Origin of the sequence: Streptomyces sp. NPDC086554 (genome assembly GCF_040686095.1) — a bacterium.
Classification (GTDB): Bacteria; Actinomycetota; Actinomycetes; order Streptomycetales; family Streptomycetaceae; genus Streptomyces.
Map to the genome: position 1 here is coordinate 165,782 of NZ_JBFBJK010000003.1, position 24,920 is coordinate 190,701.

The window sequence follows — 24,920 nt, forward strand, 5'->3', positions numbered from 1 at the left end:
ATCGGGCCCACTCGGCCCTGGTGCGCCACCCCACCCAACCGACACGATCGGAACGGAACCGCCGACCATCAGGGGGCAGTCATGGCCGCACGCGCCTTCTCACCGGAGCACCCGATACGGGTCTTCCTTCTCGACGACCACGAGGTCGTGCGCAGGGGAGTTCACGATCTGCTCGACTCCGAACCCGACATCGAGGTCGTCGGGGAGGCGGGCACCAGTGGACAGGCGCTGGTCCGTGGCCCGGCCCTGCGCCCGGACGTGGCCATCCTCGACATCCGTCTGCCCGACGGCGACGGCATCACCGTCTGCCGTGAACTGCGGTCCAGGATGCCGGAGGTGGCCTGTCTGATGCTGACGTCCTTCGATGACGACGACGCGCTCCTGGACGCGATCATGGCGGGTGCGGCGGGCTACGTCCTGAAGCAGATCAAGGGCACCGACCTGATCGACGCGGTACGTACCGTCGCCTCCGGACAGTCCCTGCTCGACCCGGCCACCACGTCTCGTTTGATGAGCACCCTGCGCGGTCCGGACGCGACGGCCGAGTCGTCGCAGGACGCCAGTCTTGCAGGGCTCTCGGAACGCGAACGGGACATCCTCGCCCTGATCGGCGAAGGCCTCACCAACCGCCAGATCGGCAAGCGGCTCTTCCTCTCCGAGAAGACCGTCAAGAACCACATCTCCCGGCTCCTGGCGAAGCTGGGCGTCGAACGCAGGATCCAGGCCGCGGTGATCGCCGCCCACGTCGATCCGGGCACCCCGCGCTGATTGTTCCCGTTCTTCCCGCGGACTCATTGGGCCGGCCCCGCGGACTCATTGGGCCGGCAGCGCCACCCGCCACTCCAACCGCGTGCCGCCGTCAGGACCGCTGCCCAGAGTCAGCGTGCCGCCAAGACGCTCGGCCCGCTCGGCGATGTTGCGCAGCCCGCTTCGACGCCCGCTCGCGCCGATACCGACGCCGTTGTCCGTCACGGTCAACGTCAGCTGTCCCTTCCCCACGACGAGGGAGATCTCCGCGGCGGACGCCTGTGCGTGCCGGGTGATGTTGGCGAGCGCCTCGCTCAGCACGGCCACGGCATCGTCGGCGACGATGGCCGGCACATCGGTGTCGATCAGGCCCTCCGTACTCAGCGCGGGGGTGAAGCCCAGCGAAGCGATCGCATCCTCCACCGTTCGCGTGGCCCGCGCGCGCAGCCCGGGAACGTGTGCCGCACTCGATTCATGGGCCCGGAGCCCGAAGATGGTCGACCGAATGATCTTTATGGTCGTGTCGAGATCGTCCACCGCCCTCATCAGGCGCTCCGATGCCTCGGGGTGCTGGACGAAACGCTGGGCGCTCTGCAACGTCATGCCGGTCGCGAACAGGCGCTGAATGGCAAGGTCATGGAGATCGCGGGCGATCCGGTCCCGATCCTCGAGCAGGCTCATCTGCTCGGCGTCCCGTCGTCGTTCCGCCAGTTCCAGGGCGAGCGCGGCCTGTCCGGCGAATCCGGGCAGCGGTGCGATCTCGGCCTCGCCGAAGGCGGGGCGCCCGGTCCGCCGGGCAAGGACGAGGACGCCGCGCAGCCCGTCGGCCGTTCCCATCGGGACGGCGACCGCCGGCCCCAGACCCTTCCACCTCTCCGGCGCGAAGGTGACCCGCGGATCGCTGCTCACGTCCGTCGCGGTCACCAGACCGCCGTCGCTCAACGCCGAGCCGGACAGGGTCCCTTCGCGGGGAAGGCGCCGGCCCCGGTGCGCCTCGGAGCCCTCGCCGAGTGCGAGTGCCCCGCGCAGCTCTTCCTCCTCCGCCACCACGAGGTCCACCACACCGATGTCGGCGGAGGTGATCTCCCGGGCGCGCTCGACCATCAACTCCAGTACGCGCGACTCCGAGGCGCCGGACAGCAGGGAGCTGGTGAACTCGGCGCTCGCCGTCAGCCAGCGTTCCCGCAGCCGTGCCTCCTCGTAGAGCCGGGCGTTCTCGATGGCCACGCCCGCCGCCACGGCGAGGGTGGAAAGCACCGCCTCGTCCTCGGTGTCGAACTCGCCTCCGCCGCGTTTCTCGGTGAGATAGAGATTCCCGAACACCTTCTCGCGCACCCGGATGGGCACGCCGAGGAACGAGTGCATCGGCGGATGATGGTCCGGGAAACCGGACGAGGCAGCGTGCTCCGACAGCTCCCGCAGCCGCAACGGCGCGGGATGCCGGATCAGTTCGCCGAGCAGCCCGTGCCCCGAGGGCAGGTCACCGATCTGTGCCCGCACCTCCTCGTTGATCCCCACCGGCAGGAACTCGTCCAGCTTGTCCCCCGCGCCGATGACGCCGAGCGCCCCGTACTCCGCGTCCACCAACGCCACGGCGGCCTCGACGATGCGCCGCAGCACCTGCGGCAGATCCAGCTCCCGACCCACCGACAGGACCGCTTCCAACAGACTGTGCAGCCGGTCCCGGGTCCCGCGCACCGCGTCGATCCGTACCTGAAGCTCTTCGAGCAGCTCATCCAGCCGTAATCGGGGCAACTGCCCCGAGCCAGTGCGCTCTTCCCCACCCATGTGCTGCCTCCGCCGGGATCTGTCAGACAGGGCGATGCAGATATGCCCCACACAGTAGTCATACGGCGACGGATCGCGAGAGGGCGACAAGTCAGGTTCCGGTTGTCCGGACGCGGGGGCACCATCACTTGCGGCACTCGGTCCCGGTTCGCTGCAGTGCCGTGGGATTCCGCGCCGAAGAGCCCGGCGGCCTCGACCTCCCCAGCAGCTCTCCCAGTTCCTGCCGGGCGCAGGGCGGGCCCCCGGGCGAGAGAACGCTCGTACGTCCGCCATGTCTGCCCCTTGCGCGCTGTGCCGCCTGCTGGTTCCGGACCCCCATCAGATTCAGTCATCGGCTCCCGAGGGGTGCCAGCCAGCCACTCAGGGTGACCGCGCCCTGAGTGATATGGACCCACAGCTCGCCGGGAACAACCCTGGGGACAGCAGGCGGTCGGCGGCTGACGACACCCTCGAGACGGCCATCGGCATCGACCACTTCCTTGAACCCCGCGTTCCGCAGGACGGCGACCGCGGGCCGGCTCATCACCTCACTCACGCGGTACGGACCGCGGTGGTGCATGGGATTCTCCTCAGTCCGACGGCGGGTAGCTGCTGCTGCCGTAAGGGCCGTACAGATTGAGCAGGCGCACCCGGGCCGCCTGCAGGCGGTGCCCGATGATCTCGGCCACACGGCAGGCCAGGGCCAGACCGAGCGCAGGATCTGCGGCGCACACGGCCCGTACCGCGACGGCGTCGAACTCGAGCGCCCGCACTGTCGTGGCCGCTTCGGCACCCAGGTGCCATTGATGCGGTGCCGTCAACCAGGACCAGCCCACCAGGTCCCCGGGGCCGAGCGATTCGACCACGGCCGCCTGCCGCCCCGGCACATGGATGTCCAGGTCGACGCGGCCCGTACTGATGATCCAGAAGCGATCGGCGAGCCGGCCTTCGTTGAAGATCCGCTCCCCGGCGGAGAACGTCACTTCGCGGCTGAGTGCCAGCAGGCGCTCACGTCCTTCGGGCGGCAGCACGTTGAGCAGACTGGTCGCGATGGTCATGTCGTCCCTTCCTTCTCAACTGATGGAGAGACCGCTGCGACGCCGGCCCCACTCCGCCAAGGAATCCTCTGCTTCCCATGGTCGCCCCGTTTCCCGCGTGTGCGAGGGGGCCGGGTGTACCCCACTGTGGGACCGACAGGCCCATGTGGCGTCACCAGCGTGCGGAACACGCCGAACAGCGAAGCAGCTCTTGCACAGGGAAGGCGGCGCCCATGGCCCAGCCGCGCGGCAGCGCTGCCCTGCCGGGCCAAGTGGCGCCGGGACTGACGGTGCCGGCCCACTACCGGCGCGCCGACCTGCGCGGCGATCTGCTCGCCGGCCTCACCGTGGCCGCGTATCCGATCCCCCCAGGTGATGGCGTACGCCGCGCCGGCCGGTCTGCCTCCGATCACCGGCCTGTGGGCGGCCCTGCCCGCGATGGCCGTCTACGCCTTGCTCGGCCCGTCCCGGCAGCTTTCGGTCGGGCCCGAGTCGACCACGGCACTGATGACAGCGGTCGTCATCGGCCCGCTCGCCGCCGGGGACCCCGCACGCTACGCCGGTCTGGCCGCCCTCCTCGCAATCATCGTGGGACTCTTCTGCGCCGTTGCCTACGCCGCCCGCCTCGGTTTCGTGGCCGACCTTCTGTCCCGTCCGATCCTGGTCGGCTATATGACAGGAGTCGGCCTGATCATGATCGTCGAACAGTTGCCGAGACTCACCGGTGTCCCTCGCAACGGGGCATCCGCGTGACCGGAGACATCCCCGCAGGGCTGCCGCAGCCCGGGATGCCCCGCACGATGCGATCCAGGGCAAGGTCGAGGGCCCCGCAGGGATGCACGACGTCGACGACTATCCGCAGGCCCACACGATTCCCGGCATGGTGGTCTACCGCTACGACTCACCGCTGTTCTTCGCCAATGTCGAGGTGGACATCACGGCGCTCGACTCGGTCCAGAGTCTCTGCCGTCAGCTGCGCGAGCGCGGCATCGTGTTCGCGCTCGCCCGCATCAAACAGGATCTGCGCGACGACCTCGACGCGTACGGGCTCACCGCCGAGATCGGCGAAGAGCTGATGTTCCCCACCCTGCACACGGCCGTGGCTTCCTATCGGGACTGGCTGCGTGATCATCCGCCGTCGTGACCTCGCGGCCGCTCAAGCTGTGGATCACCGCCGCCAGGGTGCTCTTGCCCTAGCCGACCCGTACCCGGGGGCTCCGAAGCAGCAGGTTCCGAACCTGCTGCTTCGAGCCGCCGGTCACGACTGCTCAAAGGCGGCCTCGCCGAGTCGGAACAGCTCGCGTGGCGTCGTGTACGCGACTCGCGCACGCTGGATGTAGAACGTCGAAAGGGTGACGGGCATGGACACACAGCACGAGGCTCCGCGAATCGTAGTGGGCGTCGACGGATCGCCCTCGTCCCAAGCCGCACTGCGCTGGGCGGTCCGCTATGCCGGTCTCGTATCCGGGAAGGTGGTGGCGGTCACGGCATGGGAGATTCCCGGAGAGGCGTCGTGGTCGGCTCCGGCGGTGGACGCCACGTTCGATGAGGAAGACGCCGAGCGGCGTCTGGTGGAGGAGGTCCGCACCGTACTCGGTGAGGAGGGCACCTCCCTGGTGCACGAACGCCTGGTGCACGGCCACCCGGCCGGGGTCCTGGTGGATGAGTCCGAGGGAGCCGACATGCTGGTCGTGGGCAGCCACGGTCGCGGTGCCTTCCGGCGTGCCCTGCTCGGCTCGGTGAGCCAGCAGGTGGCGCTGCACGCTCCTTGCCCGGTGACCATCGTCCGGCCGGACGTGCCTGTCGCGTGAACCAGAGGGAGCTGCCGCTGCCGTAGGGCGCCTACCGGCCGAGGCAGGGGGGTATCCATGGGCACGGCGCCGGACCGCACGATCCAGAACCGGTTCGGCGTGATCTCCTTCGTGGAAGAGGCGGGTTCCTGCGCCGAAGCTGACCCCTTGAGCCAGTTCCATCGGACGGAAGCAGACGCGGACCGAAATTCATCGTGGCGCCTTTGATCGAACGGGGACTGGCTGGGCCATGCCCACTGTTGGCAGCTCACAGCGGCGCGGACCCGAGGGCGCGGACCCGAGGGCGCGTCTGCGCAGTGCCGCGAGCCGCAGGCAGTACGTCGAGGTTGTCGCGTACGAAGGCCTTCGCCGGACCCAGCCAGGTCTGCCCGTGGATGGTGCCGCTGAGGACGAACACGTTGTACGCGTCGGCGTCGTCCACCGATCCCATGGCCCTCGCCTCGGCCTTCAGTCCTGCATCGCCCAGCTCGGCGGCCAGTCCGTCGGCGATCCCGCGCGTCGAGCAGTGCGCGGTCGCGTATCCCAGCAGGACGTCCATGACGTCAGCTTGATGTCCGCGGCGTCACCTCGATGTCCTCGACCTTTCGGGCGGCCGACCGCGGGTGGATGCCGAATGATCATGGCGCGCCCGCGCTCTTCTGGGGCACAGCATCGACCTCGGCGAGGTACGGGGACAGTGGCCATGCGCCGGGGGCGAGCCGTTGCGCGGCCCGGTCCCGCTGCTCGGCAGCAGTCGGAAACGCCGAGGGGCTCCGCGTCCGGCCCTGTCAGCGCTCGACAGGGCCGGCCAGTTGGACGATGTCGTCCGAGGCGACGTCGTGCAGCCGGATGGCGAGGTCCTCCAAGGCGCGACTGGCGGCGAGTTCGTCGCCGATCTCGGGAATGCGACGGTCGACCGGGTTGCGCCTCGCCGTGCCCCTGCCGGTGACTGCCGAAGTATCACGCGTGTTCAGAACGGCACGTGCGAGGGTCTCGTCGCCTTCCTCGGTGATGTAGATCTGTACGGTCCACTGCTTGGCTTCCATCGTGATCACTCCTGTGCGGAGGCGGTGCGGGCGGGGCCGCGTCCTCGCCTCTCTCCTCCTTCAGCGTGCGCCCGTCCCGATCGCCGGTCCAGAGCTGAACTGGCCCCACCGAGGTGCACGCCGGGCCCCTCAGCCGTGCCCACCGTCAGGAACGCCGGTGTTCCTGAGGCTCCAGCGCTCGATGCCGATCTCGGGTGGCCTGTGCAGCGCCGGACGGACCCGGTCTGGACCTGCGGCCCCTGCACCGCAGCTCATCGTCGGCCTCGACGGTTCGCCCGAGAGCCGGGCCGCCGCCGAGTGGGCAGCCCGCGAGGCGCGGCTGTGCGGCCTGCCGCTGAAGGTTGTCCACGTCTGGGAGCCCGTACCGGAGCCCGTGGCACAGGCTCCGCTCCTCGGCACCGAGACACAGCAGCACTGGAGCGAGCGGGTTCCGCGCGAGATCGCCGAGATGCTCGAACCGCGCCACCCCGGCGTCACGGTGACCGCGGTGCAGCTGAACGGCCGGCCCGCCGACGTCCAGGCGGACACGGCGGAGTACGCCGAACTGCTGCTCCTCGGCTCGACTCATGCCGTCATCGGCAGGATTGCGGCTGGCAGCGATGGTCGGCCCCGAGCCCAGGCTGAGTGCCGCCCCCGGCGAGCGCCGGGCTTGGATTGACGATGGACAGGCCGACCATTTGCCGCACTCCAGAAGAGGCGTTCTGGGCGGGATACAACGAGAGCCTTGCGAGCATGGTCTGTTGGACCCGAACGAATGCCTGCGCTGCCGACTGATCGATGCAGAGGTACGCCGACTCGCTGTGCTGCACCGCAACTACCTGAAACTACCTGAAGGCGCATATCAACGAGTCAGCTGCGGCCTGATTCGCTGCATGGATTCTGCTTCACGGCTCCGTCATCGCCGGGTGTTGTAGCCGATCACGGCGGCGAGGGCCGCGAGGACCGCCACGCTGGTGAGGGCTGTGGGGAGGGTGAACCAGTCGGCCATGAATCCGATGGCGGGCGGTCCGAGGAGCATGCCGCCGTAGCCGAGTGTGGAGGCGGTGGCGACGCCGCTGGGTCCGGCCAGGGCGCCGGCGCGTTCGACGGCGACGGGGAAGATGTTGGCGAGTCCGAGTCCGGTGATGGCGAAGCCGAGAAGTGCCACCCACACGGACGGGGCGAGTGCGCCCAGGAGCATGCCGGCGGCGGCCAAGGTGCCGCCGGCGACGAGTATCGGGGTCTGGCCGAGTCGTTCGAGCAGGGTGGTTCCGGTGAGGCGGCCGATGGTCATGGCGAGGGCGAAGCAGGAGTAGCCGGCGGCTGCGATCCCTGGGGCAGCGTCGAGGTCTTGCTCGAGGTGCAGCGCACCCCAGTCGGCGAGTGCTCCTTCGCCGAACGCCGTGCAGAGGGCGATGAGGCCGAAGACGATCACCAGGCCGCGGGTGCGGCTGTCGAGGCGGCGCGGGGCGTTGTCCTCGCGGTGGGCGTCGCTCGGCGGGGCCGGTGGTTCGAGGCGCAGCAGGGTGCGTCCTGCGACGGCGGTGACGATCAGGCCGATGACGGTGAGGCCGAGCAGGTGGCGGGTGGGGGAGAGGGATCCTGCGATCAGTCCGCCGAGGCCCGCGCCGACCATGCCGCCCAGGCTGAACGCGGCGTGGAAGCTGGGCATGATCGGGCGGCGCAGGGCGGCCACCAGGTCTACGGCGGCGCTGTTCATCGCCACGTTGATCCCGCTCATAGTCTGCTAAACACGAAGATGTGAAGGTGAGTTGAGGGGACTGCCCGCGTGGCCTCTGCCCGCGGGCTGGTCTGCCCCTTCGTAGTCCGTCTGATGGTCACGGAGGCCGCGATGCTGCCGACTCCACAACGCCCTTGTCTGTACTGCCGGTTGTCGCATGCGCCGGATGGCTCTCTTGAGAAGGTTGAACGTCAGGAAGCCGACGGCCGGGCGATGGCTCTGCGACTCAACTGGCCGGACTTCTGTTGCGTGTTTGTCGACAACTCGCGCAGCGCGTGGCAGCGTAACCGTAAGAGGCCCCGCTGGGACGACATGCTGCTTTCACTGGAGCCGCGCGCTGATCACAGCCACGACGGGATTATGGTCTACCACGGTGACCGTCTCATTCGGCAGCCGTACGACCTGGAGCTGCTTCTCAACATTGCTGACACTCGGCACATCCCACTCGCTTCGGTCTCGGGCGTACGCGACCTGAGTAATCCAGATGACAGATTCATCCTGCGTATCGAAGCTGCGCAGGCATGCCGGGAATCTGACAACATTTCGCGGCGTGTGAAGCGCGGCGTGAAGGCCCGGGTTGTGACGGGCCGTCCACGCCCGGGTGGTCGACGCCCGTACGGCTGGGGTGCGCTCACAGGAAGAACCCGGATCAAGGTCGATCCCGATACGGGCAACGAGTACGAACTGCCCGTGCTCGACTACGAGAAGACCGTGCCTGAGGAGATCGCGCACCTGAAGGAAGTCGGTCAGCTGCTCCTGGCGGGTCTGAGCAAGTACGGCGCGGTGCGGTGGATGAACCAACGCAGTACGACTTCCATGGGTAATCCCTGGACTGTACCCACTTTGACCCGTGCCCTGACCGCGTGGCGGATGGCGGGCCTGATCGAGTATGAAGGGGCTCTCTATGAAGCGGTCTGGGGCGAGGTCGTTTCCCTCGAGATGCTCGAAGATCTCAAGGCGCTCTTTGCCAAGCATCGGGACACGTACGGCTACTTCGGGAAGGAACGCAAGCGCCTGTTGACCGGCATCGGGGTCTGTTGGCAGTGTCATAGGCCGGGTGCGGGCGACGGGGTCCCTGCTAGATGCGCGACCTCCGTACGGACCTGCGAATACCAGCACTTGACGCTTTGCGTGAAGCCGGTTGGGAATCGGGGACATGCATCTCGTGTCTACTACTGCAGATCGTGCGGGAAAGGCCGCAATGAGCTACTTCTGGACGCCTACATCAACGGGCGCGTGCTCCGGCTCCTGTCAGCTCCACGATTCGTTGCTGAGCTCAATGAGGCAGAGGACCGCCAGCGTCCAGATGTGCGGAAGGAGATCGTCGCTCTTGAGCATCGCAAGGCAAAGCTGTACACGCAGATCGAGAACGCGGCGGACGACCCAGATGTGGATCCTGTCGTCCTGATGAGGGCGATCACCTTGTACGACCGCAAACTGATCCAGCTACACACGCGACTGGAGGTGACATCCCAGCAACGTCTGGCGAGGCGCATGGTTGGGGTTACTCGTAGCGAGTGGGAGCAGGAGCCGATCGATGTGCGCGCTTCCACAGTCGCGGCGCTCTTCCATATAGCCATGCTGCCGACTCAGCGCGGGGGGCCAGGGTCTGCCCCCGAGTCGGTGATGGTCTGGCGGAGAACACTCTCTGTTGAGCGGAATGGCCAGGGTGAAGGCGCATCTTTGCCGCGTCAGGTCCATACGTCCCCCTGACAGGCAAATACGTGTGCCGCGTGGGGAGGGTCGCAGGGATTCGGATCATCCGTGGCCAATTCCGATACTGATGCCTGGATGCCCCTGGCCGCCTGACGGGGAAAGGACGCTAGCCGATGAAGACGATTGATTATCGCCGCCGCGCGCCCCACCTGAGTCCTGGCGGGGCCACGACCTCTGGTCCGGAGTGCGAGCGATCCCCCTGCGACTCTTCTCCCTCGGTAAGCCGCGAAGTCTCTCCCGAGGTCTCTCTCGAGCAGCGATTCACTCTGCGCGCGGTCACACTCACTGGCGGCACGGTCGTGGCATTGACGTTCTTGTTCGGCTTCGGCAATGTCTGGGCTTTGGCGTCGAGCCTAGGTGTGCCGCCGTTGGTGGCTCCACTTGTGGCTCCGGCGGTGGACTTGTCGGTGCTCGGCCTGCTGCTGGCATTGCACCACATGGCCATGCATGGAGCGCGAGCTGACCAAATGCGGTCGGCTCGTCGCCTGCTCATCTTCTCAAGTGTCATGACCTTGGCGCTGAACGTGGCCGCCCCAGCTTTTGCAGGCCAGCTCGGCAAGGCAGCCTTTGACGCAGTTGGGCCTTTGCTGTTGATTGGCTGGGCCGAGGTGGGGCCTGGCTTGCTGCAGACCATCAGCGAGATGCAGCGTGAGGTCACGCCCGAGCGCATCGAGGCGGAGGGCGTGACCATCAAGCGAGAGTGTCCAGTCAACAGTTCATTGGGCCGGGCTTCTCCGGGTGCGAGCGCGGACGAGACTGGGCCACCGCTGGACGGTGATGACTTGCTCGACAGGGCCCGGCAAGAGGATGCCCGCCACCGTGAGGTGTTTCAACGGCCGATCTCGGCGGAGACGCTACGCAAGCAGCTCCGCGTGGGTTCAGCCAGGTCGCGGATGCTGGTGGCCATGGTACGAGCGGACTTCTATAGACCGTCGATGTCTGGGACCAGCACCTCAGATGGGTGTAGTTCCTTTCGAGGGATGACCGAGCTGGGAAGACGCTGATTGGGACCGACTGGTTCTTCTATGCGGCCCGTGACATCAACGTCTCTACCCCAGCCCCGACCAGCAGAACTACAACCCCGACCGTCACTTCAGAGGATCCGCACCCGCCGGGGAAAGACCTATGCGAGGCGGTGGTCGACGCCTAGATCCCGTCGAGCCTGTCGTTCCCGGGTGCCCGATCAGGAGGTGTCGGCGAGCTCGGAGTCCATTGCGCAGAGCTCGTCGGCGCGGCAGTCGGGGTAGAAGCCGCTCCAGGATGCGGGCACTCCGTTCCAGCCTCGGTTGAAGTCGGCGAGGTGATTCCCCCTGAGGTACAGGACGCCTCCCTGCGTCCAGTGCGGTGGTGTTTCGAGGAGCCGCGCGAGTTCGGTCAGGTCGAGGCCATAGTCGTTCCGCCACATGTCCACGATCTCGCTTCCGTCGCAGCCCTGGCAGGTGTTGGTCGCGAAGTGTTGTGCCCCGCCGGGAGCGCTGTCGATCAGACGGGCGAGGCGGCGGTCGTCGCCGGCGCACGCCGCCTTGTAGACCGGCTCAGTCAGGACGCGATAGGACTTCGCGACCGGGTCGGATCCGTCGGGATCGCCGAGGCCGGACACGTTGACGCCGGGGCAGGGCGGCGGCGCCGTCTGCTCGCGGTCGTGGTCCGGCCGTGGTGTGCTCTCCCCGGCTCCGCATCCCGGCAGCAACGTCGCGGCGAGACAAAGGGCGATCAGCCGACCGGTACGAGAGACGTGCCGCACCCTCAGATCCCCTGACACTGTCGCGCCGTGTCGATGTCCGGGCCCACGGTCTGGCACATCGAGTAGTCGCTCTGCATGCTGAAGACTCGACCGTAGCGCTCCTCGCCGTCCGGGTTGCGGCTGACGCCGGTGACCTGGAAGGGTCGACCGCGGTCGTCAATGGTCATGTACTTCCTGCGGTCGCCCAGCATGTACGTCACCTTGAGCCGGAACGCCACATGAAAGCGCTCTGTCCTGGCCCGGAGCACCAGCACGTTCTGCTCGTCACGGTGGAGCGTGATGGTGGTGTCGGTGAAGAACGGCGGTCCGGCTTTCACCTCGCCCGCGTCGGGGTTCGCCTCCGAGAAGTCGGTGTCACGTACCGCCTTGCGCGCCACCGGGTTGGGCCGGTCCAGGTCGTAGACGACTTGAAACGTGGCCGATCCCGCCTGGCTCCCCACGGCGAAGAGCGTGCCGGCCAACGGGCTCGCGCGGCGGACGATGACCGGACGGACGTCGAGGACGTTCACCTGCTGGTCGCTCCGACCGGTCAAGGTCAGACGCAGTGTCTGTTCCCCGACGTTGACCGCCCCTGTGGACCGTAGGAAGTCGTCGTAGTTTTCCGACGCCGTGGACATCGGCTTGGCCAGGAAGCGGGACTGCGCCGCGGAGGGCCGGAAGTCGCCGCTCGTCGCCGCCCACCAACCCTCGTCGTCGAGCCGGACCGCCTCCACGGACACCGCAAAATCCGGGCCGGACGCGGTGGCGGACGGCACGGGACCAGGCGCGGTGCCGGGCATCGAGCCACCGATCACCGACAACATCGCCACCCCGATCGCCGACACGACGAGCCGCCGCGGCTTCTCCTCGCCCACGCCGGTGATTGCCTCGTGCGCACTCCGCCCTCGGCGCCACCGAAGCGTCCCCGCCGGACGTCCCCAGCCCTCGGTGAGTTCCTCTGGCCCGGAACCGGCTTGCGAGGAGGGCTCGGTGAACGTCACATGGACATGGTCGATGTTCCCCGCCTGAATAACCGACCCCGCCACCTCGCCAGAAACGTCGTTCCGCGTGGTCCGCTCCGCCCGTGTGTCATCGCCGTCTGCGCGCTCCATGCTCCGCCCCCGTCCGATTCGTCTACCCGGTGGACTACCGTCCGATGAACCGACAACGGCGTCGGACCCGTCCGGGTTACAGGGCGAAAGAGTTTGGCTGCGGATCTTCTGAAGTGACGGCCGGGATCAAGCAGTGAGGTTGTAGTTCTGCTGGTCGGTGCTGGGGTAGAGACGTTGATGTTCAAGGGCCGCGTATCAGACCCAGTAGGCGCCCCAATCAGCGTCTTCCCAGCTCAGTTATCCCTCGAAAGGAACTACACCCACCTCAGATTCGGCCTGACGTTGCTACTCGTGGGCATGTGCCTGTTCCGCCAGGTGATGTAGCAGAGGATCACGCTGCGCCGCCCTTTTGGTGGTTGGCGTAGCCGGTGCCGTCGAGGGTGAAGTAGCGCAGGGCGCGAACTGGGCTCGATGCGGTTCAGCCAGGAACTGTTAGCCGGGGTATGGGCGCCTCGACCTCGTTTGCTGCGGCCCAGTCGCCGACCTGAGCGTCCATTTTACGGTGACTGGAAACTTGCCGCCGAGCGCGCCCAACAGCCGCGCTGCCGCGAACGCTCGGAGGCAAATGACCTGTTCCGAGAGGCGGAGGGCAACACCGCTCGGTCGGCCGAAGGGGCCTGGCCCGGTATCGGCCCGCGGCCCACTGTCTAGGGCTCCGTGCCGCCGGGGAAGGCGAGCCTGCCGAACTGTGCGGCTGGTACCAATTTTCTCAGGAGATGAAGCCGCGGGTGACGTGCGTTCCCGATCCGTCGTTCTCGGCCTGGTAGTTGGACTCGCCGACGCAGTCGCTGTACTCGTGGCTGGCCCTGGTCGTACCGCTCAGGCCGCCCGCGTCGGTGGAGGTGGGACCGCCGAAAACACCGTCGGTTCGGGGCATCTCGGCGCAGCTGGGGATCCCGGCGTAGTACTCCACGAACCCGGCCTGCGAACCCTGGAGGTTGCCGCTTCCCGCGGGAAGAGTCCAGGTACCGAGATGGGTGGACTTGCCGGTGACGGCGTCGGTCGCCGCCCCCTTCCAGGTGTCGGTGCCCGTCCGTTCGACCTTGATGTCGTAGCGATGGCCGTATACGCCGTCGAAGTCCACCGCACAGGTGACTCCGGGGCCGCCGTCCGCGCCCTCGTGGCAGAGCGGGTCGGAGGTGGTCGCGCCGCCGGTGAAGGTGGAGAAGCGGGCGGACAGGCGCTCGGTGCCGCCGTTGTTCTCGCGTGGCTGGAGGCCGGTGTAGCCCATGGCGTTGGCGAAGTTGTACTGCTGGGCGAAGTAGGTCCCGGCCTTGTGGGCCGTGGCCGGGTTCACGGTGATGGGGAAGGTGATGTTGGTCAGACCTTCCGACGGGGTGCCGGGGATCGACCAGTTGACCAGGATGTTGCCGCCGCCGACGGCGGCGCTGGCCGGAGTGGGGGAGAGGGCCAGCAGCAGCCCTGCCACCATGCTGCTGGGCAGGGCACTGCGGCGCAGTGTCGTGACTAGTGACATGTCCTGTTGCTCCTTTGAGTGGGGGAGGAGCCACATCCACCTGTGGTTGCGGTGGCGGTGGTCAAAGCGGTGCGAGTGCCTTTGGCGGTCACCTCCGTACGTGGTGGGGGCGAGGTGACATGAGGTCTCTTCGCGCTGCCGGAACGGACGTGGCACGGTCTCGTCATCGAACTAATAGATGTCCCCGTCGCCCGACGCCATGGACGAATGCGAGGCCGGACTTGGACTCTTGACGGACCACGACTGACAGTGCTTCAAGTGCTGCCGAAGTAGGGCAGGGCATTGACTTCGAGATCCCGGAGTCGGCGCCCAGGGCTTTGACCAGGTCATCGACCGACCGGGTGGACACGCCGTGGACGTATGCCTCCATGACCACGGCGAACAGGTTCGCGATGCCCGTTGCGCCAGGTGGTGCGCTCGCTCGAGTGCTCACGCGGGGCGGCACCGATCGCCTCGGTTGCCTCGGCCTCGATGAGTTCTTGCAGAATGCGCTCGCACAGCACCCGGATCGCCTCAACCCCGTCGGACCTACGTATCGACTCCAGCAGCCGCATCAGGTCAGACTGGGACAAGGCCATCGCGTCCTCCTCGGTTGAACTGGCCGTTCACCAGGGAGACTTACGCGATGGCCTGCCTGTGTTCAGGGAGCAATCACCAACAGAGGGTGCACGCCCCGAGCAGACACCCGCGCGTTCCAAGCACCTGACCGGCTACACCACTCGGCGGGACACCATCCGATGGCCCGCAGCAGATACGCATGGGGAGTGTCGAGCGCCTGCGGCGCTCACTCAGTCCCCAGACCTGCTCTACGAACGTCCGCCTCGGGCAAAGCGGCTGGTCGCAGCGGAACCGTCGCACGAGAAGCCGGATCACCATCTGCCGACCGCCCGCCGGCCGGTCCGAGAGGTGGCGTCAGTAGCGGCTGTGAACCCGTGCGGCACGAACGCCGCAGTCCGGACACCGGCCCGGTCGACCGCAGCCGACCGCGTCCACCATGAGCACCGTCCCCACTACGCACAGCTGCCGAATCCGAACCGCCAACCCCGGAAGCAGCACATCCTCAAAGGCATCTACCGCCATGAACTGGACGTGCCCAGGAGGAACGATCCAGCAGTCCACCGCCAGCCGTAGTCGTCACGGAAGCGCGGTCACACCCCAAATTTTCCCCAGTGCTGCTCTTCGCCCCAGTTGGTTCACGGAGTGAAGCAACTGGGGAATGTGGGGAGCGGGAAGCCGAAGGACGCACCGATCTCAGTGCGGTGAGTCCTTCGACATGCGGGTGGTCAGTGGGGAGAGACGAACCCGTCCGACTGGTCCAGCTGAAAGGGAGATCCGGGCTTCTCGGGGATCCATCCGTTGATGAGTGCGGTGCGGACGGCGTCAGCGACTGCGTAGGGGGCGACCGCGCTTACCGGCTCAATTACCCAGTTGCTCGGATGCGGCTGGTTGGTCGTGACCACCAGGGTGCTGCCCGGTGAGTCGGCGAGCTCGACCGCATAGGTGAGTGGGGACCAAACCAGGGCCTGGCTGTAGGTCGGCTTGCGGCGGAGTGTCCAGCGGTAGGGGACGCCGTCGACCGCTATGTTTCGGGACCCCTTCTTCACCAATGCCATTGCCACGTCCTTTCCCGCGTGAAGAGTATCGAAAGGCTGCTGACACCTAGCTCCAATGCCGTTGCGTTAGCCGCGATCTTGGCATGCCGCTCTGGTGCCGAGCGGGATCGGTCGGTCGAGGGCCGTCTCGGCCGACGCAGAAGACACCGCGAGTGTCAGCACCCCGCGCTGGGCAGGTGGCCGAAACCAAGATTGACCGTAACGCAACGGCATTGGCTCTAAACCGTCCCTGGCGATTCGGTTTCGCATGCCTCGTGGCGCAATTACGCCACCCCGGATGCACCGCTTAACGGTACTTAGTGAGGCTTCTGCGCCTGTCGAGGAGCATCGGCGTTGCCTATGATTACGAGTGCTAACAAGTTAGCAGTGACCACTGGGGGGTGGGGGTAGTGACCACAGTTCCGGCTATTGATGCTACTGGCTTGCAGATTCTTGCTCTTCTTTACAAGGGGTTGGACGACGCGGCGGTGGCGAGACAGTTGGGGATAGGCCACCGCACGGTTCAACGCAAAGTCCAAGACCTCATGTCGAGTCTGGAGGCGAGGGGCCGGGTCGCCCTCGGAGCTCAGGCGCAGCGCTTGGGTCTGCTACCGGAGTCGGCCAGCGGGCCTTAGCACCACGGCTAGCGGAGCCTGCCAGCGTTGCCTATCGACACCGCGCACCTGTAGCGGTCCAGCGCCGCCTTGACCAACAGATGGGCGTCTGAATCCCGTGGTGCCGTGACTCGACGATGGCCGCTGCTTTGCGGATGGACCAATTCCTGACGCACCGCCGCGCCGTCAGTACATCCCCTGGCTCGCCCGCTTGCGAGCTGACTTCCCTCGCCGGCGGGCGGTTTGCCGTGCCCATCAGGGTGCGGTTCCGTCTTCTCTCGATGAGGGTATTCGTTGAGATTCCGCAGGAGATCCAGATTCCCGGTGGCTGCATTAGCCGCAGGTGCAGTACTTGTTGGGCTGGTACAGACACCTGCCCTGGGTGATGAGAACCCGCCAGCAGCGACCGTGAAACGTACAGCAGGCAGTCCTGACCCCAGCGCCGTCCCATCGGGACAACGCGCCGAGTTGCTGGGCAGAGACTGGAAGAAGTCCGGCGACCTGGCTTGGACCACCATCAGCGATGGTCAGGGATTTCATCTCCTGACCGCTCGTGAGAAGGACGGCTACGCCTGGAGAACCGCTGCCTCATTGTCCGAGCCCGGCTTCGACGCAGATGCCTGGATCGGCAATGCGTGCGTGACCGGGTCTGGCAAACACGCCGTTGTCGTATATGCGCCACGCACGTTCACGAACAAGGCGAAGCTCATGGCCCGCGGCGGCTTCACCGCGGTGGTCGACCTAGAGACAGGCCGAGTGAACAAGCTCGACCTGACCGCCTCGCTGTCGTACTACAACCCAGGGTGCGGCACCGGGGAGTCAGCCGTGCTGACGCAGTCACCAGGTGAGGACAAGGCAGCCACCCGCCTCGTCACCGTGAACGCCGCGACGGGCAAGGTCCACCGGACCGTTGTGACGCAGGGCCAGGTCACCTCAGCCATTCCGACACAGGACGGTATCGCCGCGGCCGCCGGGGCCCGCGTCGTGAGTATCGACGCCAAGGGCCGCAAGAAGACTCTGACCAAGACGAAAGCGGTCCCCTACCGCCTTACTCCGGATGCCGGTGACGGGATCGTATTCCTCGACCGGCAGATCCGTCGGAAGAGCACGGCAACCGCAGCCCACATCAAGCACTACAGCGGCGGCAGAAGGACGACGGTTCTCGGAAGTGGTCCTGTCACCGAGACCGGCGTGACCCGCGCAGGGGCGAACGTCTACCTGACCGGTGCGGTGAAGCAGTCGGCCAGCCTGCCGGATCATGTGCATCGCCTGCCCGGGTCCGACAAGGACGCCACCGTCTCCACATGCGCCGGACTCGTGGTCCAGAGCACACAGTGGGCGGACGGCAAGGGCTCGCCTGCCGCGCTCCACCCGAAGAAGGCGTCCGATGCACGTCCGGTGAACATCGCCGCGACCCTTCCGGCCACCGACAAGGAGGCGGACTTCACGGTGCGGCCGCTGGCCGCGAAGGCTTCGCAGTGGGCACAGAGCCGGACTACCCCCTCCCCCGCTCTCTCAGGGGGCAAGAGCAGCAAGGGCCGTGGGGGCAAGGCCAAGGGACCGCAGCAGTCAGGGGCAGGAGGCCGCACGGAGATCGTGGAGTCGAACCGGGCGTGTTCGGTCCCGCGCAACGATCCGCGCAACCAAGCCATGCAGCCCAAGCCACGCCAGGTGGAGTGGGCGGTCGACCAGGCCGTCAACGGCACGTTGAACAAGCACGTTGCGCGTCCCGCGAACTGGAAGAGCCTGGGGATGCCTGCATATCAACCGCAATCCCTCTTCCCCAACCCCGCCCTGGAGGGCGGCGGCCGGGTTCCGGCCCAGATCCTGCTCGGCGTAGCGACTCAAGAGTCGAACATGTGGCAGGCCGCCCGCAGTTCTGTGCCTGGTGTCACCGGGAACCCGCTGATCGGCAACTACTACGGCATCGACCTCTACGACGGCGACAGTGCCAACGACTGGGACGTCAATTTCATCGAAGCCGACTGCGGCTACGGCATCACCCAGGTCACCGACCACATGAGGCTCGCCGGGCGGGAAGACGGCCACGGCGGAGCTGCCTGGGACTACCAGAAGCAGCGCGCCGTGGCCCTGGACTACACCGCCAACATCGCGGCCGGGCTGCAGATCCTGGTGGACAAGTGGAACACGACACAGAAGGCCGGCATCGCGGTACATGACGGCAATCCCAAGCAGTTGGAGAACTGGTTCTTCGCCCTGTGGGCCTACAACTCCGGATTCCATGCGAACACTGACGGCAACGCTCCCTGGGGGCTGGGCTGGACCAACAACCCCGCGAACCCTGAATGGGATGCCGGGCGCACCCCGTTCATGGAGGACCGTCTGGGCAATGAGGAGGCCTCTGCGGCCGCTCACCCCCAGGACTGGCCCTACCCGGAGAAGGTCCTTGGCTTCGCCGCGCATCCGCCGTCGTTCCTTGAGTCTCCCGGCAAGCTCGTGCCTGCCTTTCGCGCTGCCTGGTGGAACGGTTCAGAAGGCGACGCGACCGTCAAGGGGAGCGCCAAGTACCACCGGGCCAAGGTGAAGCCGCCGGAGGACCTCTTCTGCGGACCGTACAACAACTGCGATCCCTCAAAGATCGGCGACGGAGCCGAGAACGAGACAGGCAGTGGGCCCTGCCTGCTGACCACTGGCGGGGACAAGTTCAAGTGCTGGTGGCATCAGTCGGCGCAGTGGAAGGAGGACTGCAAGACCTACTGTGGCAACGAGTTCATGCGGTTCAACGACACCTATCCCGAGGAAGCCGACGGCACCGCGTACCCGCCGAACTGCACGACTGCTGGTCTCCCGTCCAACGCAATGATCATCGATGATGTGCCCGCGGGCACTCCGTCTGTGCGGCCCAGCTGTGTCAATGGTGGATGGACCAATCAGGGCAGCTTCTCCATGGACTTCGGCGAGGCTGAGGCCGGCGTGGAACCAGGGGGCGCCATCGGGGAGGTATGGCCTTCCAAGGTCGATCTGCACCAGCTGGGCGCCGGATTTGGCGGCCACTTCTACTTCGGGCACACCCGGCAGAACGACGCCAAGGGCCAGCGGCTCCAGGCCACCGCCCAGTGGAAACTGGGCAAGGCCGTGAACGGGCCCGCGAAGGTCCTCGTGCATTTGCCCGACCACGGAGCACAGACTCGGTACGCAAAGTATGAGATCGAAACGGCCCACGGAACGCGCACGCGGGTGCTGGATCAGCGAGGGGACAAGAACCGCTGGGTATCGATCGGCGGGTACATGTTCGACGGCGCTCCCGCGATCCGTCTGTCGACAACGACCAGGGATGGCACGGGAGATGAGGACGTCGCCTTCGACGCTGTCGCCGTCGCGCCCATCGACGGCCAGTACGTTGAGGACACTGTCGATGCTGTCGCCTACTTCGACGAGGATCAGAATATCGACGTCCGAAAGGAGAGTCAGGTATTCGATACGCCGTTGAAGAGCCGGCAGGTTTTGCATGACTGGGCGATGAAGCACTCCGGTGACGTACTCGCAGAGGTCACGTGCATCGACCAGCCCGGGCCTGGGTGTGTAAAGCCAGAAACCAAGGCCACGATGGGCCGGTGGAACACGTGGGTCAAGGAGTCGGGCACCAGCACCACTGATCACCCGGACGGAAAGAGTATTCCCGCGTGGATGCACTATTCCAACTCGTACCAGGACCGTCCGAGCAGCGACGACCGCCCAACCAAGTTCGACACCGATGACAGTTCGTACAAGCAACGGATCAAGGCGAAGGTGTCGTACATCAAGGCGGACGGAAAGGTGGTCGAAGGAAGCGAGGGCGTTCAGTACGACGACCGGACCGCCGATACCCACCTTCCTAACTTCGTCATGGATACGTTCAAATCCATCGAAGCCGACTACGGCATCAGCCCGCCGAACCTGAACTACTCGGCGAAGGACTTGAACGAGCACAACGGGAAGACCACCACGACCGACACCAACACCACCGGAATCCTGCCAGGGCGCGCCTACGCGGCGCTGGGCGTCAAGCCGGTTGTCGTCGATGTGGACGACAATCCTGTCTCGGATGGAAGCGGCACGTGCGTTGCCGTGATGACCGCGGCCGGGGGCTCTATCGGATACCGTCCTGCACTCGCCGACAAGGGTGTGACAGACGAGGTCAAGCGATGGACCGACCAGGTGTCCAACATGCCCGCCCCCGGCAGCGTCAAGCAGGTCGCCTACGAGATTCGAAACATGTTCTTCAACCCCGGTGTCGCCACTGGTACAGGGTCGATCTTCAAGGCATCACCCCCTATCTGGCAGGAGCTGAACTTCAAGGCCTGCACCGACGGAACGATCCAGAAGATCGGCGATGGCAAGGGCGGGAAGATGGCCCTTCTCCGGTCCAGCTACATGCCGAACCAGTATCTGTACCACAACAACAAAGCCATGGGACTCGACGGTAAACTGTCAGGGTCAAAGGATCCGGTCTCCTACGGCAACTTCGAGAACTTCAGCGGTATCAGCCTGCTGCCGCCCGGCAGCGATCATCCCTACAACGGCTGCACGTCCGACGGCGGAAGTGCCGGCAACCCGTGGAACATTTCGGTCGCTTCCGACACGGGCACCAATCCCTCAGACGGCCACTTCTGCGCGGCACCGGGTAAGAGCCCTGACCCGGAGTACAGCCACTGACAAGCCTGGCTGCGTCGGCCAGCCGAGCGGCTGGCCGACGCAGTTCCAACAGCCCCGCAGAAAGGTTGTGTTCCGAGAGTGCTCTATCTCTGGCTTGCCGGGATCTTCGTGATCCTCTTGATACCTGTGATGCCGTGGATCATGTTTCCTGGTCACAGAAGGCTCGGGATCCTCGTGGGCATACTGGCCATCGTGGCAGCCGTCGTTCTGTGGTGGTGGTGGCCCGCTGGCTACCCCTTCCACATAGCGACCCTCGCCAGCGCGCTGGCCCGCATCTCGCTGGAGAACAGCGGTGCCCTCGAGGAGAGGCGAACGAGACGGCGGCGAAAGAGGATGAGGACGGACGCTCCAGAACAACTGGATACGCAGACATAGATCGCTGATGCTGCCTTCATACCCTGCTCGACCGCCACAAGATCACCTTCCAGCGCGAAACGGCTGTTGACGAGTGCCACTGACCAGTAGGGCAACGGCCCGTGCTGCGGCCCCGGGGCCCGAGGGCCCGTCACGCGTACGTGGCAGGTCGTCCTTCCGAGCCTCCAACCCCGGCTCATCGGCCGCGATCGGCCCCCGGACCACCCACACGTCGAGGCAGCCGGCCCTGCGCCCACCACCGTAGGCCAAGCGCTCGGCAATGCCGCTTTCACCTGTACGTCAGCGTCGGAGTGCCTCTACGGGCTGGATGCGGCTTGCTCGCCATGCGGGGTACAAGCCGGCCAGGACTCCTGTGGCCAGGCCGATCACTGGTGCGACCGCAACGGTCTCGGGGTGCAGGACTGGCGTCCAGTCCCGCGCGACGGCGACGGCCACAACGGTGCCGATCCCCAGACTGCTGCCCACCAGGCCGCCGAGGGCGCCGAGGATGCCTGATTCGGCGAGGAACTGTGCAGCGATGTGGCGGGCTCGAGCGCCCAGCGCTCTGCGCAGTCCGATCTCGTTGGAGCGCTCGAGCACGGCGACCAGGGTGATGTTGGCGATGCCAATGGTTCCCACGGTGAGGCAGATGGCCGCCAGGAGCAGGAACAGCTGGTTCAGGTCTGAGGTGACGGAGGCCCGGAGAGTTTTGGGGTTGGGCGGCGGAACCGATTTGAACCAGTTGGCGTGGGCGGGGTCGAGTGCCAGGGGTGCTTCATCTGCGATCTGCTGCGCTGCGCCCATGTCGGTTGAGATGAGCATCCTGGTGCTCTTGTCGTGGGGTGCTCCCCACAGCTTGTGGGCGGTGGTGTTGGGGACGACTACGGCCATGAGGAGATCTGGCTTGCGCTGGACGTCGGAGATGATGCCGATGACCGAGAAGGGTTTGTCATCGATGAGGATGGCGGGCTGTGTGTTGAGCGTGCCGATGCCCAGGCTTTCAGCGAGGCCTGTCCCGATGACGGCAACGCGGTCTTCCTTGCGGGCGTGGAATGCTTCGAAGGTGCGTCCTTCGTGGACGGTTGGTTCGACGGCCTGCAACAGGCCTGGCGAGGCGGCGACGATGTTGGGTGACTGTGTGCCTGTGTCGTCTAGCAGTGTGGTCTGAACCGTCAGGTTTCCGCTCTGTCCCGAGACGTTCCAGTAGACGCCGGCGCCCTGCACGCCGTTCAGTCTCTGGATCCGCTGATCGGCGTCTTCAGGGAAGGGGACACGTTCACCCTGGTCCGTATCTGTGGCGTCGGCTACGGATACTTCGGTGGCCGACATGGCATTGAAACGCGTGTCGATCTGTGACGACGCGGTGGCGGTCAGTCCAAGGATCGCCACGAAGGTGGCCACTCCAAGGACGGTACCCAGCGCCGTCAGCCCGGAGCGGAGAGGGCGCTGGACGAGCCCAGCCAGGGCTTCCGTGGCCAGGTCGCGGAACGCCAGGCGCGGGGTGCCGGTCCTTCGTTGTCTGTGGGGCTGCGGCTTCATCCTTGCATTGCCCGCTCAGTCAGGACCCCGTCTCTGATGCTGATGGTGCGCTGACCCCGCTGCGCGACCTCGTCAGAGTGCGTGATGACCACCATCGTCATCCCGGCGGTGTGCAGTTCGCTGAGGGTGTCGAGAATCTGGTGTGCGGTGACGCTGTCCAGGTTTCCTGTCGGCTCGTCACACAGCAACAGAGCCGGGCGGCCGGCGAGCGCACGAGCGATGGCCGCGCGTTGCTGCTCTCCCCCGGACAGCGTGGTGGGTGTTGCCTGCAAACGATGTCCGAGGCCGACCTTGATCAGTTCCTCGCGTGCCCGCCGTGTTCGCTCGTGGCGCGGCACTCGCTGATACAGCATGGAGAGTTCGACGTTCTCCGTGACGGTGCGGTGAGGGAGCAGGTGGAAGGCCTGGAAGACGAAGCCGATCTGTTCTCCGCGTAGGCGCGCTCGCTCGTGTTCCTTGAGGGATGCGACGTTGGTGCCCTCCAGGAGGTAGTCGCCGCTGGTGGGGTTGTGCAGCAGTCCTGCGACGTTGAGGAAGGAGGACTTCCCCGAACCGGAGGGGCCGACGACGGTGACGTACTCGCCTGGGGCTATCTGCAGGTCGCACGGCTTGAGGGCCTCAACCGCGGGGGTGCCGGGGTAGGTGAGCGCGACCTGCCGGAAGTCGATGACGGGCCTCATGAGGCGTGGCCTGCGCGCGCCATCCCGACGATGACCTTGTCACCTTCAGATAACGGGCCTCGTACTGAGGTGATTTCTGCGTAGCCGTCTCCCACCGCCCCGGTGCGTACGACGACTTGGCGTCTGTCATCGCCGGTGACGACGGTGACGGTCGTCTGGGAATCCGCTCTGGTCGAGACTGCTGAGGTGGGCACGGCGAGGACCTTGCCGTCAGATGCGGCTGACTGGATCGACAGGCGGACGTCCTGTCCGATCGACGCCGCAGGCAGCGGTGAGTCGGGCTTGACCACCATTGTCGAGCCTTCCTCGGACGCCTCGTCTTCATGGCTGGCCTCTGCATTGGGCAGGGGCTTGGTGATGGTTTCGATCCTTCCGGTGACGCTGAGTCCGGATGTCTCAGAGGTGACCTGGACCCGCTGCCCTCGCCTGACGAGCCTCTCCTCGCGTTGAGCGAGTTCGCCTTTGATGACGAGCGCACCGCTGGACACGCTCATCAGCTTCTTGTCGGCTTCCTCGCCGACACGGGCCTGAAGCTGGCTGACTCTTGCAGGGAAGCGGGGGAGAAAGACCACCTCGCTTGCCGGGACCATGGGGCCCGATCCGGCCTGTGCCTTGGCCAGGGATGCTTCTGCCTCCGCCAGCGCGCCTCTGGTCTCACCGACGCTGGGCGATCTGCCCGACGGGTCCTTCTTGAGCTCCCTGCCAAGGTCGTGACGCGCATCCTCCACGGCGCCTGCGGCGTCACCTTCGACGTCCTTCGCTGCCAGCGGTGGGCTGTATCCCATCCGTGCGTAGAGGGACGCCACGGCCGCCTTGGTTCCGGGGCCGTACAGGCCGCTGCGGTCCCCGGCCACGCCGTGCCCCAGGCGCTGCAGTGCCCGCTGCAGTTGGCGGACGTCATCGCCGTGCGTTCCCGGCTTGAGGTCACGGTAGGCGGGTATGGGGCCCTCCAGGGCGAAGACAGGTCGTCCCGATATTTCAAGGAGCATTGCGCCTGCCTTGATGGGGCTCTGTGGTGTGACACGGACCTTGGTGACGATGGGTTTCAGAGCGTCGGGTCCAGTGGCGCCGGCGGCAACTTCAATGATGCGTCCGGCCGAAACCTTCCCTCGGGTGTTGAGGGAATCCCTGAGAACTCGCTTCTCTACCTTCGCGGTCAGTACATCTGCTGGCGGTGGTTCCTTCTCGGCTGCGACCTGCTGCGGTGACTTTATGAATGACCCGGCGCTCAGCCCGACGGCAGCGATTAGTACGGATCCGGCAGCGACGGCTATTCCGAAGCGTTGCGGTCTCTTCATTTTCCGGTCCCCCTCACCCATGCCCCTCCCTTTCACGCATGCACCGCAGAAT

Annotated in this window: 21 protein-coding genes and 2 pseudogenes; 10 read left to right on the forward strand and 13 right to left on the reverse strand. The window is 66.3% G+C overall.

Going from position 1 to position 24,920, the window contains the following annotated elements; genetic code table 11:
- Positions 1–81 precede the first annotated feature (81 nt).
- Positions 82–768 (forward strand): response regulator transcription factor, encoded by a 687-nt coding sequence (locus AB0O76_RS05770; protein WP_365485859.1) that lies wholly within the window; start codon positions 82–84, stop codon positions 766–768.
- A gap of 45 nt (positions 769–813) precedes the next feature.
- On the opposite strand, the gene AB0O76_RS05775 is transcribed toward AB0O76_RS05770, so the two are convergent.
- Both AB0O76_RS05775 and AB0O76_RS05780 read right to left on the reverse strand, forming a co-directional pair.
- Positions 814–2,535 (reverse strand): GAF domain-containing protein, encoded by a 1,722-nt coding sequence (locus tag AB0O76_RS05775; protein ID WP_365485861.1) that lies wholly within the window; start codon positions 2,533–2,535, stop codon positions 814–816.
- Positions 2,536–3,104: 569 nt separating this feature from the next.
- Positions 3,105–3,572 carry a cyclic nucleotide-binding domain-containing protein gene (locus AB0O76_RS05780; RefSeq protein ID WP_365485863.1) on the reverse strand — a complete coding sequence of 156 codons (468 nt, stop codon included), beginning with the start codon at positions 3,570–3,572 and terminating at the stop codon, positions 3,105–3,107.
- A 354-nt stretch (positions 3,573–3,926) separates the two neighbouring features.
- Between AB0O76_RS05780 and AB0O76_RS05785 the strand changes: the two genes are divergently transcribed.
- From AB0O76_RS05785 to AB0O76_RS05795, 3 genes are all read left to right on the forward strand, one after another.
- Positions 3,927–4,304, forward strand: a complete 378-nt coding sequence (locus AB0O76_RS05785; RefSeq protein WP_365485865.1) for a SulP family inorganic anion transporter — start codon at positions 3,927–3,929, stop codon at positions 4,302–4,304.
- Between the two features lie 82 nt (positions 4,305–4,386).
- Positions 4,387–4,695, forward strand: coding sequence for an STAS domain-containing protein (locus tag AB0O76_RS05790; protein ID WP_365485867.1), 309 nt, complete (start codon positions 4,387–4,389; stop codon positions 4,693–4,695).
- 217 nt (positions 4,696–4,912) lie between these two features.
- Complete coding sequence (locus AB0O76_RS05795) at positions 4,913–5,362, forward strand: universal stress protein (RefSeq protein WP_365485869.1); 450 nt, start codon at positions 4,913–4,915, stop codon at positions 5,360–5,362.
- A gap of 247 nt (positions 5,363–5,609) precedes the next feature.
- Here the strand turns inward: AB0O76_RS05795 and AB0O76_RS05800 are convergent, their stop codons facing one another.
- Both AB0O76_RS05800 and AB0O76_RS05805 read right to left on the reverse strand, forming a co-directional pair.
- Positions 5,610–5,900: a flavodoxin domain-containing protein gene (locus tag AB0O76_RS05800; protein ID WP_365485871.1), complete on the reverse strand. Its 291-nt coding sequence runs from the start codon at positions 5,898–5,900 to the stop codon at positions 5,610–5,612.
- A 229-nt stretch (positions 5,901–6,129) separates the two neighbouring features.
- Positions 6,130–6,387 carry a DUF1876 domain-containing protein gene (locus AB0O76_RS05805; protein WP_365485873.1) on the reverse strand — a complete coding sequence of 86 codons (258 nt, stop codon included), beginning with the start codon at positions 6,385–6,387 and terminating at the stop codon, positions 6,130–6,132.
- A 199-nt stretch (positions 6,388–6,586) separates the two neighbouring features.
- On the opposite strand from AB0O76_RS05805, the gene AB0O76_RS05810 reads away from it, so the two are divergent.
- Entirely contained in the window at positions 6,587–7,045 is a 459-nt protein-coding gene (locus tag AB0O76_RS05810; RefSeq protein WP_365486331.1) for a universal stress protein, read from the forward strand.
- Positions 7,046–7,282: 237 nt separating this feature from the next.
- On the opposite strand, the pseudogene AB0O76_RS05815 reads toward AB0O76_RS05810, so the two are convergent.
- Positions 7,283–8,101 (reverse strand): annotated as a pseudogene (locus AB0O76_RS05815) (MFS transporter); the annotation flags it as partial.
- Between the two features lie 54 nt (positions 8,102–8,155).
- On the opposite strand from AB0O76_RS05815, the gene AB0O76_RS05820 reads away from it, so the two are divergent.
- Together AB0O76_RS05820 and AB0O76_RS05825 are read left to right on the forward strand one after the other, a co-directional pair.
- Positions 8,156–9,820 (forward strand): recombinase family protein, encoded by a 1,665-nt coding sequence (locus AB0O76_RS05820; RefSeq protein WP_365485875.1) that lies wholly within the window; start codon positions 8,156–8,158, stop codon positions 9,818–9,820.
- A gap of 116 nt (positions 9,821–9,936) precedes the next feature.
- Positions 9,937–10,827: a hypothetical protein gene (locus AB0O76_RS05825; RefSeq protein ID WP_365485877.1), complete on the forward strand. Its 891-nt coding sequence runs from the start codon at positions 9,937–9,939 to the stop codon at positions 10,825–10,827.
- 179 nt (positions 10,828–11,006) lie between these two features.
- Here AB0O76_RS05825 and AB0O76_RS05830 read toward each other — a convergent pair whose 3' ends face one another.
- The 5 genes and pseudogenes from AB0O76_RS05830 to AB0O76_RS05850 all read right to left on the reverse strand — a co-directional run bounded on the left by AB0O76_RS05830 (position 11,007) and on the right by AB0O76_RS05850 (position 15,748).
- Positions 11,007–11,567, reverse strand: coding sequence for a hypothetical protein (locus AB0O76_RS05830; protein WP_365485879.1), 561 nt, complete (start codon positions 11,565–11,567; stop codon positions 11,007–11,009).
- Positions 11,568–11,569: 2 nt separating this feature from the next.
- Positions 11,570–12,658: a hypothetical protein gene (locus AB0O76_RS05835; protein ID WP_365485880.1), complete on the reverse strand. Its 1,089-nt coding sequence runs from the start codon at positions 12,656–12,658 to the stop codon at positions 11,570–11,572.
- A 709-nt stretch (positions 12,659–13,367) separates the two neighbouring features.
- The gene (locus AB0O76_RS05840; RefSeq protein WP_365485881.1) at positions 13,368–14,135 is read right to left on the reverse strand and encodes a hypothetical protein; all 768 of its coding nucleotides are present in this window, start codon (positions 14,133–14,135) and stop codon (positions 13,368–13,370) included.
- A gap of 283 nt (positions 14,136–14,418) precedes the next feature.
- Positions 14,419–14,713, reverse strand: a pseudogene (locus tag AB0O76_RS05845) (transposase); the annotation flags it as partial.
- 705 nt (positions 14,714–15,418) lie between these two features.
- On the reverse strand, positions 15,419–15,748 hold the full coding sequence (locus AB0O76_RS05850; protein WP_365485883.1) for a hypothetical protein: 330 nt from the start codon (positions 15,746–15,748) through the stop codon (positions 15,419–15,421).
- A 389-nt stretch (positions 15,749–16,137) separates the two neighbouring features.
- On the opposite strand from AB0O76_RS05850, the gene AB0O76_RS05855 reads away from it, so the two are divergent.
- The 3 genes from AB0O76_RS05855 (at position 16,138) to AB0O76_RS05865 (ending at position 21,372) form a co-directional block, all read left to right on the forward strand.
- A complete protein-coding gene (locus tag AB0O76_RS05855; RefSeq protein ID WP_365485885.1) occupies positions 16,138–16,362 on the forward strand; it encodes a LuxR C-terminal-related transcriptional regulator in 225 nt (74 codons plus the stop codon).
- A 387-nt stretch (positions 16,363–16,749) separates the two neighbouring features.
- A complete protein-coding gene (locus AB0O76_RS05860) occupies positions 16,750–20,997 on the forward strand; it encodes a hypothetical protein (protein WP_365485887.1) in 4,248 nt (1,415 codons plus the stop codon).
- 78 nt (positions 20,998–21,075) lie between these two features.
- The gene (locus tag AB0O76_RS05865) at positions 21,076–21,372 is read left to right on the forward strand and encodes a hypothetical protein (RefSeq protein WP_365485889.1); all 297 of its coding nucleotides are present in this window, start codon (positions 21,076–21,078) and stop codon (positions 21,370–21,372) included.
- Between the two features lie 279 nt (positions 21,373–21,651).
- Here the strand turns inward: AB0O76_RS05865 and AB0O76_RS05870 are convergent, their stop codons facing one another.
- From AB0O76_RS05870 to AB0O76_RS05880, 3 genes are read right to left on the reverse strand one after another with little or no spacing between them, the layout of a single operon-like run.
- Complete coding sequence (locus AB0O76_RS05870; protein WP_365485891.1) at positions 21,652–22,890, reverse strand: ABC transporter permease; 1,239 nt, start codon at positions 22,888–22,890, stop codon at positions 21,652–21,654.
- Positions 22,887–23,570 carry an ABC transporter ATP-binding protein gene (locus AB0O76_RS05875; RefSeq protein ID WP_365485893.1) on the reverse strand — a complete coding sequence of 228 codons (684 nt, stop codon included), beginning with the start codon at positions 23,568–23,570 and terminating at the stop codon, positions 22,887–22,889. Before AB0O76_RS05875 ends, AB0O76_RS05870 begins: the two co-directional genes overlap by 4 nt.
- Positions 23,567–24,889, reverse strand: coding sequence for a peptidoglycan-binding protein (locus AB0O76_RS05880; RefSeq protein ID WP_365485895.1), 1,323 nt, complete (start codon positions 24,887–24,889; stop codon positions 23,567–23,569). The genes AB0O76_RS05875 and AB0O76_RS05880 overlap by 4 nt, the downstream gene beginning before the upstream one ends.
- Positions 24,890–24,920: the final 31 nt, after the last annotated feature.